13 protein-coding genes and 1 pseudogene are annotated in these 13767 nt (G+C 45.1%); 4 read left to right on the top strand and 10 right to left on the bottom strand.

Annotated elements, in window-relative coordinates; translation table 11 throughout:
* Positions 1-59: 59 nt before the first annotated feature.
* On the bottom strand, positions 60-356 hold the full coding sequence (locus CI959_RS13405) for a nucleotidyltransferase family protein (protein WP_005854828.1): 297 nt from the start codon (positions 354-356) through the stop codon (positions 60-62).
* Positions 357-552: 196 nt separating this feature from the next.
* Between CI959_RS13405 and CI959_RS13400 the strand changes: the two are divergent.
* From CI959_RS13400 to CI959_RS13390, 3 genes and pseudogenes are all read left to right on the top strand, one after another.
* Positions 553-1397: pseudogene (locus CI959_RS13400) on the top strand (Bro-N domain-containing protein).
* 73 nt (positions 1398-1470) lie between these two features.
* Positions 1471-3087, top strand: coding sequence for an ABC-F family ATP-binding cassette domain-containing protein (locus tag CI959_RS13395; protein ID WP_095231464.1), 1617 nt, complete (start codon positions 1471-1473; stop codon positions 3085-3087).
* Positions 3084-4952 carry an LTA synthase family protein gene (locus CI959_RS13390; protein ID WP_095231463.1) on the top strand — a complete coding sequence of 623 codons (1869 nt, stop codon included), beginning with the start codon at positions 3084-3086 and terminating at the stop codon, positions 4950-4952. The genes CI959_RS13395 and CI959_RS13390 overlap by 4 nt, the downstream gene beginning before the upstream one ends.
* A 63-nt stretch (positions 4953-5015) precedes the next feature.
* Here CI959_RS13390 and rny read toward each other — a convergent pair whose 3' ends face one another.
* The 9 genes from rny to hpt all read right to left on the bottom strand — a co-directional run bounded on the left by rny (position 5016) and on the right by hpt (position 11562).
* Entirely contained in the window at positions 5016-6554 is a 1539-nt protein-coding gene (rny, locus tag CI959_RS13385; protein ID WP_057317177.1) for a ribonuclease Y, read from the bottom strand.
* 107 nt (positions 6555-6661) lie between these two features.
* Entirely contained in the window at positions 6662-6952 is a 291-nt protein-coding gene (locus tag CI959_RS13380; protein ID WP_005864888.1) for a cell division protein ZapA, read from the bottom strand.
* Between the two features lie 5 nt (positions 6953-6957).
* Positions 6958-7251: a hypothetical protein gene (locus CI959_RS13375; RefSeq protein ID WP_005864886.1), complete on the bottom strand. Its 294-nt coding sequence runs from the start codon at positions 7249-7251 to the stop codon at positions 6958-6960.
* Positions 7252-7401: 150 nt separating this feature from the next.
* The gene (locus tag CI959_RS13370; RefSeq protein ID WP_005854813.1) at positions 7402-7602 is read right to left on the bottom strand and encodes a winged helix-turn-helix domain-containing protein; all 201 of its coding nucleotides are present in this window, start codon (positions 7600-7602) and stop codon (positions 7402-7404) included.
* Between the two features lie 122 nt (positions 7603-7724).
* Positions 7725-8414: a B3/4 domain-containing protein gene (locus tag CI959_RS13365; RefSeq protein WP_005854811.1), complete on the bottom strand. Its 690-nt coding sequence runs from the start codon at positions 8412-8414 to the stop codon at positions 7725-7727.
* A 27-nt stretch (positions 8415-8441) separates the two neighbouring features.
* Positions 8442-9269: a peptidoglycan editing factor PgeF gene (gene pgeF / locus CI959_RS13360; protein ID WP_005854809.1), complete on the bottom strand. Its 828-nt coding sequence runs from the start codon at positions 9267-9269 to the stop codon at positions 8442-8444.
* Positions 9241-10401, bottom strand: coding sequence for a GTPase ObgE (gene obgE, locus CI959_RS13355; RefSeq protein ID WP_005854807.1), 1161 nt, complete (start codon positions 10399-10401; stop codon positions 9241-9243). The genes pgeF and obgE overlap by 29 nt, the downstream gene beginning before the upstream one ends.
* A gap of 15 nt (positions 10402-10416) precedes the next feature.
* Positions 10417-10989, bottom strand: coding sequence for an adenylate kinase (locus CI959_RS13350; protein ID WP_005854805.1), 573 nt, complete (start codon positions 10987-10989; stop codon positions 10417-10419).
* Between the two features lie 36 nt (positions 10990-11025).
* Positions 11026-11562, bottom strand: coding sequence for a hypoxanthine phosphoribosyltransferase (gene hpt, locus CI959_RS13345; protein ID WP_010183721.1), 537 nt, complete (start codon positions 11560-11562; stop codon positions 11026-11028).
* Between the two features lie 123 nt (positions 11563-11685).
* Between hpt and CI959_RS13340 the strand changes: the two genes are divergently transcribed.
* Complete coding sequence (locus CI959_RS13340) at positions 11686-13197, top strand: bifunctional ADP-dependent NAD(P)H-hydrate dehydratase/NAD(P)H-hydrate epimerase (protein ID WP_005854801.1); 1512 nt, start codon at positions 11686-11688, stop codon at positions 13195-13197.
* Positions 13198-13767: the final 570 nt, after the last annotated feature.

Raw genomic sequence — 13767 nt, 5'->3', positions numbered from 1 at the left:
GTCGCACACAGCCAAAATCGCATAAAGCCCTACTATGCAGCAAATAAGCGATAGGGGTCTTACACATACTCTACCTCCTTTAATATCTGCTGGCCAATAAAAGGGCTTAACCCTTTAAGCGTGACTATATCCACTTTCAATCTGTCAAAAAGCTTCTCTAATATCTCACAAGCCAAAAGGAAATTGGAATAAGTCTCTTTATCATCCTCAAAGTCGATCAATATATCCACATCACTACTTTCCGTATTGCTCTCACGAACAGTAGAGCCAAAAAGCCCCAACTGCTTTACACCGCAACTCTGCGACAAAGGCTGCTTTGCTTTCCGAAGAAGAGATATGACAGATTGTTTATTCATTACACAATTGGATATTAATGTATAATGCAAAGATAAGCAATATTTTTCGTACCTTCTCATTTAAACCGCGTATCGTTTGCTTAAATGAGATTAATATACTTACTTTGCGATAAATAAACTTTTAATCAAACTATTAAACTATGGATATACTAAATTCTCATTTACCTTTGTCTATAACTACTCAAAGCAACTACAAATGACACAAAAAGAATCTATCCGCTTATTCGAAGAAAGAAAAGTTCGCGCCATATGGGATGACGAACAAGAGGAATGGTATTTCTCGATCGTTGATGTTATATCTATTTTAACAGATAGCCCCAACCCTCGAAAATACTGGAGTGTATTAAAAAACAGATTGAAAAAAGAAGGTAGCGAGTTGACTACAAATTGTAGTCAACTGAAAATGCAGGCCGCTGATGGCAAGAAATATTTAACCGACGTAGCCAATACCGAGCAACTCTTCCGCCTTATCCAATCAGTACCATCTCCAAAAGCAGAACCTTTTAAGTTATGGATCGCCCAAGTAGCGAAGGAACGTTTGGATCAAATGCAAGACCCGGAATTGTCTATCGAGCAAGCCATGGCCGATTATAAACGATTGGGCTATTCGGATAATTGGATCAACCAACGATTGAAATCCATCGAGATACGGAAAGATCTAACAGACGAATGGAAGAAGAGAGGACTGGAAGAAGGCCTCCATTTCGCTACATTAACCGACATAATCTATAAGTCATGGTCCGACATGACCTCCAAGGAATATAAACGATTCAAAGGATTAAGAAAAGAGAATCTTCGAGATAATATGACAAACAAAGAGCTTGTATTAAACATGCTGGCCAGTTATCTACCAAGGAAATATCAGAAGCATCGGAACCAGACACCTTTAGCGAGCACATAAATGTCGCCCAACAAGGAGGCGAGGTGGCTCGTAACGCCCGATTAGAGCTGGAAGCCAAAACCGGGAAAAGCGTTATCTCACCGCTCAACGCCCAAAAGATAATTAGCCTAAAAAAGGGAGAGAACGAGCGGGATGTATGACATCCAATGATAAGATAAACAATATTTTTCGTACCTTTGCATCCTCAATCGCAATTTAATAGGTATACGAAATATGATAACAGTTAACAATCTGGACGTACAGTTTGGAAAACGCATCCTTTTTCAGGATGTGAACATGAAGTTTACACCGGGCAATTGCTACGGTATTATCGGTGCTAACGGGGCCGGAAAATCTACGTTTCTCCGTGTAATCAGCAAGCAATTAGACCCTACCAGAGGTAGCGTTAACCTAGGACCGGGCGAACGCCTTTCCGTATTGAGCCAAGATCACTTCGCATTCGATGAATATACGGTTATGGATACCGTATTGATGGGACATACGACCTTATGGGAGGTGATGAGCGAGAAAAACGCCCTTTACGAGAAACCTGATTTCAGCGACGCCGACGGTATCCGCGTATCGGAACTGGAAGAGAAATTCGCCGAGATGGAAGGCTGGAACGCGGAGAGCGACGCCGCCAACCTATTGAGCGGACTAGGCATCAAGGAGGATTTGCATTATATGTATATGAAGGACTTGAGCGGTAAGCAGAAAGTACGTGTCTTATTGGCCCGTGCCTTGTTCGGACAGCCCGATAACCTATTATTGGATGAGCCGACGAACGACTTGGACCTTGAGACGGTTTCTTGGTTGGAGAATTATCTCTCTAATTTCGAGCATACCGTATTGGTTGTTAGCCACGACCGTCACTTCCTCGACTCCGTTTGTACGCATACCGTGGATATCGACTTCGGTAAATTACAATTATTCGCCGGAAACTATAGCTTCTGGTACGAGTCTAGCCAGTTAGCGCTTCGTCAACAGCAGAACCAGAATAAGAAAGCCGAGGAAAAGAAGAAAGAGTTGGAAGAATTTATCCGCCGTTTCAGCGCCAACGTAGCGAAGTCCAAGCAGACCACCAGTCGCAAGAAGATGTTGGAGAAGCTGAATATCGAGGAGATCAAACCGTCCTCACGCCGCTATCCGGGAATCTTGTTCACGCCTAACCGCGAACCGGGCAACCAGATCCTTGAAGTGAAAGGATTGTCGAAGAGTTTCGACGGACAGGTATTGTTCAAGGACTTGAACTTCTTCGTGGAGAAGGATGACAAGATCGTATTTATCAGTCACGACCCTCGTGCCATGACCGCCTTGTTCCAGATCATCAACGGTGAGGAGAAAGCGGATGCCGGTACGTATCAGTGGGGACAGACGATCACGACCTCTTATCTTCCTCTCGATAACTCCAAATATTTCAATACAGATATCAACCTGCTCGATTGGTTATGCCAGTTCTCGCCGGATACTAACGAGGTATTCTTGAAAGGCTTCCTCGGACGTATGTTGTTCTCGGGCGAGGAGCTTATGAAAAAGGTAAGCGTACTTTCCGGAGGTGAGAAGATGCGTTGTATGATCTCACGTATGATGCTCACCGACGCCAACTGCTTGATCTTGGATACTCCGACCAACCACTTGGACTTGGAATCCATCCAAGCCTTCAATAATACGTTGAAGACATTCAAGGGAAATATCCTGTTCTCCAGTCATGACCACGAGTTCATACAGACTGTATCGAACCGTATCATCGAGCTGACTCCTAACGGTATCATCGATAAGATGATGGATTACGATGATTACATCACAGATCCGGCTATCGCGGAGTTACGGGAAAAGTTATATTCGAAATGAAAAAAAGATTATTATTCATACTAATCGTTTTTATCGCATGGCTACCGGTTTTTGTTATTCAAAAACCGGTATTTATGTTTTATCAGCATGCGTTGTCCGAGACTTGTACCTTCACGGACTTCCTACAGGTTATGCTTCATGGGCTGAAGCTGGATTGCACGATAGCGGGATACCTTACCGCCATCCCTCTCCTATTGACTCTAGTATCAGTTTGGCTTCCGGACGCTTGGTTGAAGAAGGTATTGAAAGGGTACTTCTTGATCATGGGAATTCTGGTATCGGCAATCTTCTCCGTAGATGTGGCTTTATACAGCTTTTGGGGATTCAGGTTGGACGCTACTTTATTCTTCTACCTCCAATCGCCCGCCGATGCGATGGCGAGTGTTCCGTTGGGAATGTTCTTTATCCAATTATTGGTATTCGTGGCATATGCGCTAGGTATCTATGCTTGGTTCACCTTCATCCTCCGGTTCGCGCCAGTAAAGCCTAGCTTTCCACCTACGGGATTGGAACAATTGGGAAGTACTTTCGCCATCCTCTTAGCAGGGGGAATATTGTTTATTCCAATCCGGGGAGGCGTAACTACGTCTACGGCAAATGTCGGCATGGTTTATTTCAGCCAGAACCAGTTCTTGAATCATTCGGCGATCAACCCGTGTTTCAGTCTGATAGCCTCATTGAGTAAGCAACAGGATTTTGCCTCGCAATTCGATTTCTACCCGGAGGAAAAGCGGAAAGCCTTATTCGATACGCTCATTCAAGCCCAAGACTCCTTATGCCCGGGAGATTCCATACCTACAGAGCCTGTCAAGCTATTGACAACGACTCGTCCCAATATTCTCATTATCATCATGGAGAGTTTCACGGCAAATGCTATCGAGGCTGTTGGCGGTGAGCCGGGAATTACGCCGAACTTGAATCGGCTGAGCAAAGAGGGTGTATTATTCACGAACCTATATGCCAACTCGTTCCGTACCGATCGAGGCTTAGTCTCCGTATTGAACGGCTATTTAGCCCAACCCACCACCTCCATCATGAAGTATCCGGTGAAAAGCCAGACCCTTCCATCTATCGCAAAGAGTCTTAACAAAGAAGGATATACGGCAGATATGCTCTATGGAGGTGATATCAATTTCACGAATATGCAAAGTTATTTCTATAGTTCCGGCTACAGCAAGATAACGGCAGACCGTGATTTTCCCTTGAGTAGCCGTCTGAGTAAATGGGGAGCAAACGACGATATCACGTTCTCGCATCTTTACGAGGATATCAAGCAAAGACCAGTCGACGGCAAACCTTGGTTAAGTACATTCCTAACATTAAGTAGCCATGAGCCTTTCGAGGTCCCGTTTCACCATTTGGAGCATCCCTATCTAAACTCCGTCGCATTTACGGACAGCTGTATCGGCAATTTCATTGATACGTTCAAGGAACTGCCGGCATGGAAAAATACGGTAGTCATCTTTGTCTCCGACCACGGATACCGTTACCCTGAAAACATGCAGGAGTACGGACCTTTGCGTTTCCACATACCTATGCTATGGCTAGGTGGAGCGATCGCTGAACCTAAAGTGATCGATACGTACGCAAACCAGACCGATTTGGCAGCCACCTTATTAAATCAGATGGGTCTCCCCACAGATGAGTTCTCATTCAGCAAAGATATATTGAATCCTTGCGTCCCGCATTACGCCTTTTATACATTCAATAATGGATTTGGCTTTATAGACGAATCCGGTGTTTCCGTATACGACAATGAAGGGAACAAGATTTTAGTAGAAGAACCTGAAAGCGGAAACGAGACCCGCTTGGAGAAAGGAAAAGTCCTATTACAAACTTTATACGACGATCTGGGAAATCGATAACGACAGATATAAAAAAGGCCGACTTACACAAGCCGGCCTTTTTTATTTATATTAATAATATTCTTACTTAGCGTAGCTTACCGCACGAGTCTCACGGATCACCGTGATCTTAACCTGTCCCGGATAAGTCATCTCATCCTGAATCTTCTTAGCGATCTCAGCGGACAAGTTCTCGGTGTCCTTATCGTCAATCTTATCAGCGCCAACGATGACGCGCAACTCTCTACCCGCTTGGATAGCGTAAGTCTTGACGACACCCGGATACGATAAAGCCAATTGTTCCAAATCATTCAAACGCTTGATATAAGCCTCTACGATCTCACGACGTGCTCCCGGACGAGCACCTGAAATAGCGTCGCAAACCTGTACGATCGGAGCCAACAGCGTCTGCATCTCCACCTCATCGTGGTGAGCGCCTACGGCGTTGCAAATATCCGGTTTCTCCTTATATTTCTCGCAAAGCTTCATACCCAAGATAGCGTGCGGCAATTCCGGCTCATCATCGGGCACTTTACCAATATCATGTAACAATCCGGCACGTTTCGCTTTCTTCGGGTTCAAGCCCAACTCGGAAGCCATCACGGCACAAAGGTTGGCCGTCTCACGAGCATGTTGCAACAAGTTTTGTCCATAAGAAGAACGATACTTCATCTTACCGATCATACGGATCAATTCCGGATGCAAACCGTGCACACCCAAATCGATCACGGTACGCTTACCAGTCTCTACGACCTCGTCTTCCACTTGCTTCTTCACCTTCGTTACCACCTCCTCGATACGAGCCGGATGGATACGTCCGTCCTGCACCAATTGATGCAAAGCCAAACGAGCGATCTCACGACGAACCGGGTCGAATCCAGAAAGAACGATAGCCTCAGGCGTATCATCCACCACGATCTCAATACCGGTAGCGGCCTCCAAAGCACGGATATTACGTCCCTCACGACCGATGATACGGCCTTTGATCTCGTCCGATTCAATATGGAACACGGTAATAGAGTTCTCGATAGCCGTCTCCGTCGCTACCCGTTGGATAGACTGGATCACGATCTTCTTCGCCTCCTTATTAGCGGTCATCTTCGCCTCCTCGACGATCTCGTTGATGTAAGAAGCGGCTTGCGTCTTTGCCTCATCCTTTAAGGACTCGATCAAACGCTCTTTGGCTTCCTCGGCGGACAACCCGGAGATAGCCTCCAAATGCTCCACTGCCTTCTGATGAAGTTTATCCAAATCTTGCTTCTTCTTCTCCACCAACTCCAACTGAGAAGATAAATTCTCCTTTACAGCCTCTACCTCGTTATTCCTACGCTGTAACTCTTCCTGACGTTGATTCATCGTCAGTTCTCTTTGTTTCAATTTAGTCTCGACAGACTGGATCTTAGCGTTACGCTGTGATACCTGTTTTTCCAAGTCCGCTTTCAAATGAAGAAACTTCTCCTTTACTTCCAGCATCTTGTTCTTCTTTATCACCTCGGCCTCCTTCTCCGCCTCTTGAAGCACGGAGTCGTACTTCGACTTCAGAAGGAAACGCATGCCCAGCCACGCAAGCAACCCACCAATGATGAAGGTTACTATCGGTATGATTATATACATTCCAACCATTTAACTAATAATTTAAGATTCATTTATTTATATACAAAAAAAGCACTACCATCACACGGTCTCACCGTGCAAAGCAGTGCGGAAACTCTCTTCTTACAATATGTATGTTATTTCTTCAGATATCCTTCCAACTCGGTTGTAAGCTCCTGTATCTTATCCGTAAAAGGATTTGTATCATTCCGTTTTTCCAACTCCAGATTATGCATCGAGAGTTGAAAAGCCACCATGGCTAACAAATCTTTCGTATCCACCTCGACCGCGAAATGCTGCCTGTATTGAAGAATCTTGCTGTTGATTTGATCAGCGGCGGCACGTGCCAACTCTTCCTCATGACGTTTGATCGTAAGCGGATATTTCTTTCCGGCTATCACTATATTTATAAGAAATTCTTCGTCCATCGCTTCTATTCATTTAAAAGTGCGATGCACTTGTCTACTTCCCGCACTAATTTTGATAACCGCATCCGGGCGTTCTTCATCTCTTCCTCGTTCGTGGAAACAATTCGCGCCGTCAGCATGTTATCACATTTGGCATTCAATCCTTCAATCATATCCTTCGCCTGCCGCAACTCCTCGTCTTTAAGGCTCAAAGCAGCTGTAAGTTCGTCAATTCTACGTTTCTGCTGATCGCATAACGCCATCAAATCACGAACTCTAACCTCAAATACAGCTAACAATCTCTTATGATCTTCGGTCATTTCACACCAAATTCTACACAAAAGTAAGTTTTTGAATTGAATTAACCAACTGTAGACTTAATTATTTTGACAGAAAACGTATGGACAAATAAAAAGGCCGTCCAAAAAAATCGAACAGCCCTCCCTAATTCTTGTAAACGTTCCTCTTGTTTACACTAAAGAAACATACATTTCACCTTCAATCTCCTCGAAAGCTAATTTACCTTCTTTCGCCAACCAACCAAAAGCGGCGTACATATCTTTTTCCGCTTTAATCTTCGTGGCTTTCTTCACTGCCTTAAAACTCATTTTACCGCCTTCATTTAAAACGTTCCATACAAGGCCGGCGTTTGTACCAATTAATTCAATCATTTTATGATAACATTTGATTACTGGGGACAAATTTATAGATTAAATGATTAAAACAAAAGATTATAGATGTTTTTTAGCATAAAAGATGGACATTTTTCGCTTTGTAAACAATATTAACACGGTTATAACGTTATTTTTCCTCTGTTTTCTCGGCATATCAGTTCCGCTTCCACGTTTACCGCTGAGACATATCTTTTTAATAAGTCAACCGAGTAACCACCCGCTTCCAATAAGCCCTCCTTACCGGAATAACCATTCAGAATCATTAACAATGAAGTGGTCGACATTTCAATCTTGGTACGTTCCTCATCGCTGGTAGGCGTTCCGACACCCGCTACTCCATCCCTGTAGACTGGAAGACCGGCGATATTCAATTCACCACGTCCGATACCGTGATAAATTTCCCCCTCTTTTCCGACACCTAGTTCCAATCCGCCTACAATCTTATCTGCGTCAAATCCTCCGATAGAATAACCGCTACGGATAGAAACCAGATTGACGATATCCACCAAGGTATCTATCTTATATAAAGGAAGCCCGCGAAGTATCCGTCGTCTTAACGCCTCGGCGGAAGGGCGATACCGGTTCGGGTCTTTCCCCAGACGTTTATAAGCCTGACGGGTAGCGAAAATAGGAGTCCACTTATTAATATCCTCTATCTTACAGGTAGAACGGATGTCCTCCTCAACACGGGTTATTTCTTCCCAAAGTCGTTCATCGGGCTCCGTGTTCTTTACTTGGCAGGCGATAGCCAACACGTGAAGATCGGGGCAAGCCTCCGATATCTCAGATGAAAGAGTGATTGAAATCATGTCTATTATAAGTTTGAGCCAATATAACTAAGATTTTTTCAAACATATCCCGGTAAGGATCCGGCCGCTTTTGACACCGAGGCGACGAGCGGAGAAATAATCCTCATACCGAATATAAGTACAGATGCCAGCGATCTCTATATGCCCGGAGAGCAATCCTGCCTCTAACAATTGTAAACGGTTGGTTTCCCATAGATCGATATGCGCTTTTTGAGTCTCCGCATTACGTCGAAGAATCCGCTCCATTGGGAAGCCCTCCATTTGAAAAGCTTTTACGACTTCCTCTCCCACCTCAAATGCCGCTTGACTGATAGAGGGACCTATTCCGGCAACCAATTGAGTAGGATCGCAATCGTATGCCTCGATCATCAAGCTTGCCGCCTTACGAGCTATGTGTAAAACCGTACCCCGCCAACCCGCATGGACGGCAGCTACCACTTTACGATCCGGCGCATATAACAAGACAGGGACACAATCCGCCGTAGATACGGCTACACATACATCCGGAACATTCGTCACCAAAGCGTCCACGCCTTCCAAACGTAGCTTTCGCTCTTTATCATTCAGCGAAAGGAAAGACGCGTCGATCGCCAATACTCGATCCTCATGGGTCTGATGAGGTATAACCATATTCTCTAGGGAAATCCCGACCGCATTCGAAAGAAGTTCCAAGTTCTTCCGGATGAAGCCCGGATCATCCTCGGTATAAACGCCCGGATTCATCGAAGCGTACGTTCCCGTACTCACGCCGCCATGACGTGTTGTCGTAAAATGAGAAATGTCGCGGTATCCGCTTAACCCGGAGAACCGCGACACCTCTATTTGCTTATTTTCTTGTATCTTCATCTTCATCATCGTCCCAGTATTCCTCGTATTCCTCATCCGGGTCATCCTCGTCCTCGTCCACGGGGAAGATGTATTCGTCGTCGTCCTCAAATTCCAACGTGCTTACATCTATATTCTTATGGACAATTCGCTCTGCCTCATGGAAATTCTCCTTATTCAGCTCTTTCCATAAAAGGTCTTTCAACTCGACAATACCCAGTCCCGTGATAGAAGATATAAAGACATACGGAATTCCCTCCGGCAAGTCTTGCGACAAAGCCTCGATCAATTCCTCATCCAGCATATCGCTCTTGGTGATCGCCAGTACACGGCGTTTATCCAGCAATTCCGGATTATACTTCACTAACTCATTATGCAATATCTCGTATTCTTTCTTGATATCGTCTGCCTCAGCGGGAACCATGAACAATAACAATGAATTACGTTCGATATGACGTAAGAAACGAAGTCCCAAACCTTTTCCCTCGCTTGCTCCTTCGATAATACCCGGTATATCGGCCATTACGAACGAACGGTTATCGCGATAACTCACGATGCCTAAATTAGGCTCCAACGTAGTAAAAGGATAATTAGCGATCTTCGGTTTAGCGGCGGATACGACAGAAAGCAAGGTAGATTTACCCGCATTCGGGAAGCCTACCAAACCGACATCGGCCAGCAATTTCAACTGAAGAATCACCGTACGTTCCAATGCCGGCTCACCCGGTTGCGAATAACGGGGCGCTTGATTGGTAGCCGTCTTGAAGTTAAAATTCCCCAGACCGCCACGACCGCCTTTCAGCAACATCACTTGCTGACCGTCTTCCGTAACGTCGCAAATAAACTCTCCGGTCTCAGCATCGTAAACAACCGTACCGCAAGGAACCTCGATTACTCGATCCTCCCCGTCTTTACCCGAGCTACGCTTCGCGCTACCACTCTCACCATTGGTGGCCATGATATGACGCTCATATTTCAAGTGAAGGAGCGTCCAGTAATTCCGGTTACCACGGAGATACACATGACCTCCTCTCCCTCCATCGCCCCCGTCGGGACCTCCTTTCGGAATGTATTTCTCACGACGGAAGTGAGAAGACCCTCTTCCACCCTTTCCTGAGCGGCAATAGATCTTGACATAATCTACAAAGTTCGATTCAGCCATATTGGTTTATTTCAATTATTTTACGTTATTAACCGCCTCTTTGATACGACCGAAGATTTCCTCGATTGTTCCCATCCCTTTGATGGCTACGTGCTTGCCTTCACCTACATAGTAGTCTGCCAAAGGAGCTGTTTGAGTATGGTAAACATCCAGTCTGGATTTGATCGTCTCCAAGTTATCGTCAGAACGTCCGGATACTTTACCGCGCTCCAATAAACGCTTGATCAACTCCTCTTCCTCTACTTGAAGGTTCAACATAACGGAAACGTCTGTTCCACGCTCGTTCAACATCTTCTTCAAGGCTTTCGCTTGAGGGATCGTACGAGGGAAACCATCGAAGATTACGCCCTTAGCCGGCTTCTTGCTATCCAATACATTCGCCAACATATCAACGATCAACTCGTCCGGAACCAATTGTCCCTTCTCGATATAATCCTTAGCGATCTTGCCCAGTTCTGTCTCAGCCTTCATCTCGCCACGCAATACATCGCCAGTAGAGATATGATCCAAACCGTATTCTTTAATAATCAACTCACTTTGTGTTCCCTTACCTGAACCGGGAGCACCAAAAATAACCACGTTCAACATACTATTGTTCCTTTATTATATATAATGTATACTATTTTATTCCACAACCTTGTAGATATCCTTATATGAGCGGCCCAACTCATCATAATCCAAACCATGTCCCACGATAAAATCAGCGGGTATCTGTAAGCCTACATAATCCGGAGTCAACTCGCATTTCAAGGATTCCGGCTTGAAAAGCATCGTTGCCAATCTTACATCGGCGGCACCCTCGCTCCGAAGCTTCTCCATCACGTAGCTCATCGTAAAGCCCGTATCGATAATATCCTCCAATAAGATCACCATACGTCCGCGAATATCAGCCTGCACCGGCATGATCTCATTCAATATGCCCGTACTGGAAGTTCCTTGATACGAGGAATAACGAGCGAATGTCAGCTCATACGGAACATCCAGCTCACGCATCAGCTCGGCGACAAACATAAAAGCCCCGTTTAGCACACCCACGAATAGAGGATTTTTCCCTTCCACATCCGCTTTAATCTGAACGGCCATTTTAGCGATAGCCGCCTGAATATCCGACTCCGGAATAAACAGTTCAAATTCTTTGTCTTTTAGACGAATTCTGTCCATAAATCTTTCGGTTTTCGAGGGGACAAATGTACAACTTTTTCGGCGATGCACAAAAAAGTGTAGCAACATACCAAAGTTTGTTATACATTTGTAAGCAGAATAAAACCCCAGACATCTAGAATTATGATTAAGATATTCGCTACAGACAAGGTAAAGGAGCTCGACCAATATACGATTCAACACGAGCCAATTAGTTCGATCGACTTAGTGGAGCGTGCCGCTACGACGTTCGTCCATGAGTTTTGCCGGCGCTACTCCAAGCAGGTCCGCATCGTGATTTTCGCCGGTCAAGGCAATAACGGAGCCGACGCTTTGGCCATCGCCCGCCTTTTGAACGAGGAATCATACCGGGTAGAGACGTATTTATTCAACCCGACAGAGCATCTGTCCGTAGAGTGTGAGCAAAACAAGCAGCGTCTGCTCGACATGGAACGAATCGAATTTACGGAAGTGGTCCGTGACTTTGAGCCGCCGACGCTAACCGACCGAGACGTGGTGATCGATGGCTTGTTCGGTTCGGGATTAAACCGTCCTCTCACCGGAGGTTTCGCCGCTATGGTCAATTATATCAACCAATCCGAGGCGGAAGTCGTAGCGATCGATATTCCTTCCGGCTTATTCGGGGAAGATAATCGTAAGAATGACTCGGAGGCGATCATCAAGGCCAGCTTAACCTTGACATTCGGCTTCCCGAAACTGGCGTTTCTTTTTCCGGAGAATGAACAATACGTAGGCGAGTGGAAAATACTGGATATCGGAATCCATCCGGACGCAATTTATGAGACGGCTTCCCCTTACTCATTGGTTACGGAAGAAGATATATCCTATTCGTTAAAGTCTCGCAAACGTTTCGCCCATAAGGGAACGTTCGGACATGCTTTATTGATCGCCGGAAGTAAAGGAAAAATGGGAGCCGCCCTATTATCCGCGAAGGCATGCTTACGGAGTGGAGCCGGACTATTGACCGTGCATATCCCGACCCGAGGCGAATCAATCTTCCAGACCGCTTTCCCGGAAGCGATGTTAAGTCTAGACGCAAATCCTGATTATTTCTCTACGGTTCCCGAGATAGGTAGTTACTCCGCTGTCGGTATGGGACCGGGACTCGGACAGCATTTAGAATCCGCAGCAGCGATCGAACGTATCCTGCAATCCAGCACAAAACCAGTCGTTATCGATGCGGACGCTATTAATATAATGGCATCCAACAAGGACTTATTCAATAAGATCCCGCCACGGAGCATCCTCACTCCCCATCCGAAGGAGTTCGATCGGATAGCGGGTGAAAGCACGAACTCATACGACCGTTTGATGAAAGCGCAATCTTTCGCCGCCGAACATAAGATTTGTATCGTATTGAAAGGTGCTTATACCGCTATTTGTTCTCCGGCAGGAAACATTTATTTCAATAGTTGCGGAAATCCGGGCATGGCAACCGCCGGTAGCGGAGACGTGCTGACGGGCATCATCCTCAGCTTATTGGCGCAAGACTATTCTCCGGAAACTGCCGCTGTAGTCGGAGTATTCTTGCACGGTACAGCCGGTGATCTCGCCGCCGCTTTCCGCTCGGAAGAGAGCATGATCGCCAGCGACATCACGGATATGCTCGGAAAAGCGTTTAAGCAAATCAAATAAATCCAGCAAAAACAACGGGCGTTTTTACTCTCGTTTGTTACAATTACTACCGCTATTCCATATATTATACGGACTTACAGTGTACATATAGAATGGTGGTAGTAAATTTTCATGGTACCCCAACGCCTTTTGCTATCACATTTCAACCTTTTCTTACTCACTCGATAAATGTCGGCGATATCTTTTATGACAAAGCTCTGTAAAGTAGAGTTATTGTAACTTTTAAACATGTATAATTGTATCCCTATCATTTTATAGAAAAACACGTACATGAATTTTTTTAAACATGTACGACTTTTTTCGAAAACACGTACGTGTTTCAGCATAAACATCATGATATTTTCACAATGCTGATTATCAACACTTTAAATAAAGTATTCGATTACTGGCTTATTGTAGTATTTTCTGTAAAGAAAAGCTTCAGTCGTTGATACCATAACTATTACAGCAACATTTGGCTACATCATATAATGTATTTAGTGTATCCAAATCAGATATACTGCGTTGGCGATGTTTGTATATATTACTTGGCAAAGTCAGTACTACTGCGTTTGCCGACTAATAAATGAC

The sequence above is a fragment of the Parabacteroides sp. AT13 genome (assembly GCF_002272965.1).
Taxonomy (GTDB): domain Bacteria; phylum Bacteroidota; class Bacteroidia; order Bacteroidales; family Tannerellaceae; genus Parabacteroides; species Parabacteroides distasonis.
Note: the sequence above shows the minus strand (reverse complement) of the source record. Positions and strands in the feature narration are given on the sequence as shown.

Coding starts and splice junctions, on each gene's coding strand:
- CI959_RS13405 (WP_005854828.1), bottom strand. CDS start 356: ATGAATAAACAATCTGTCATATCTCTTCTTCGGAAAGCAAAGCAGCCT.
- CI959_RS13395 (WP_095231464.1), top strand. CDS start 1,471: ATGATAACAGTTAACAATCTGGACGTACAGTTTGGAAAACGCATCCTT.
- CI959_RS13390 (WP_095231463.1), top strand. CDS start 3,084: ATGAAAAAAAGATTATTATTCATACTAATCGTTTTTATCGCATGGCTA.
- rny (WP_057317177.1), bottom strand. CDS start 6,554: ATGGTTGGAATGTATATAATCATACCGATAGTAACCTTCATCATTGGT.
- CI959_RS13380 (WP_005864888.1), bottom strand. CDS start 6,952: ATGGACGAAGAATTTCTTATAAATATAGTGATAGCCGGAAAGAAATAT.
- CI959_RS13375 (WP_005864886.1), bottom strand. CDS start 7,251: ATGACCGAAGATCATAAGAGATTGTTAGCTGTATTTGAGGTTAGAGTT.
- CI959_RS13370 (WP_005854813.1), bottom strand. CDS start 7,602: ATGATTGAATTAATTGGTACAAACGCCGGCCTTGTATGGAACGTTTTA.
- CI959_RS13365 (WP_005854811.1), bottom strand. CDS start 8,414: ATGATTTCAATCACTCTTTCATCTGAGATATCGGAGGCTTGCCCCGAT.
- pgeF (WP_005854809.1), bottom strand. CDS start 9,269: ATGATGAAGATGAAGATACAAGAAAATAAGCAAATAGAGGTGTCGCGG.
- obgE (WP_005854807.1), bottom strand. CDS start 10,401: ATGGCTGAATCGAACTTTGTAGATTATGTCAAGATCTATTGCCGCTCA.
- CI959_RS13350 (WP_005854805.1), bottom strand. CDS start 10,989: ATGTTGAACGTGGTTATTTTTGGTGCTCCCGGTTCAGGTAAGGGAACA.
- hpt (WP_010183721.1), bottom strand. CDS start 11,562: ATGGACAGAATTCGTCTAAAAGACAAAGAATTTGAACTGTTTATTCCG.
- CI959_RS13340 (WP_005854801.1), top strand. CDS start 11,686: ATGATTAAGATATTCGCTACAGACAAGGTAAAGGAGCTCGACCAATAT.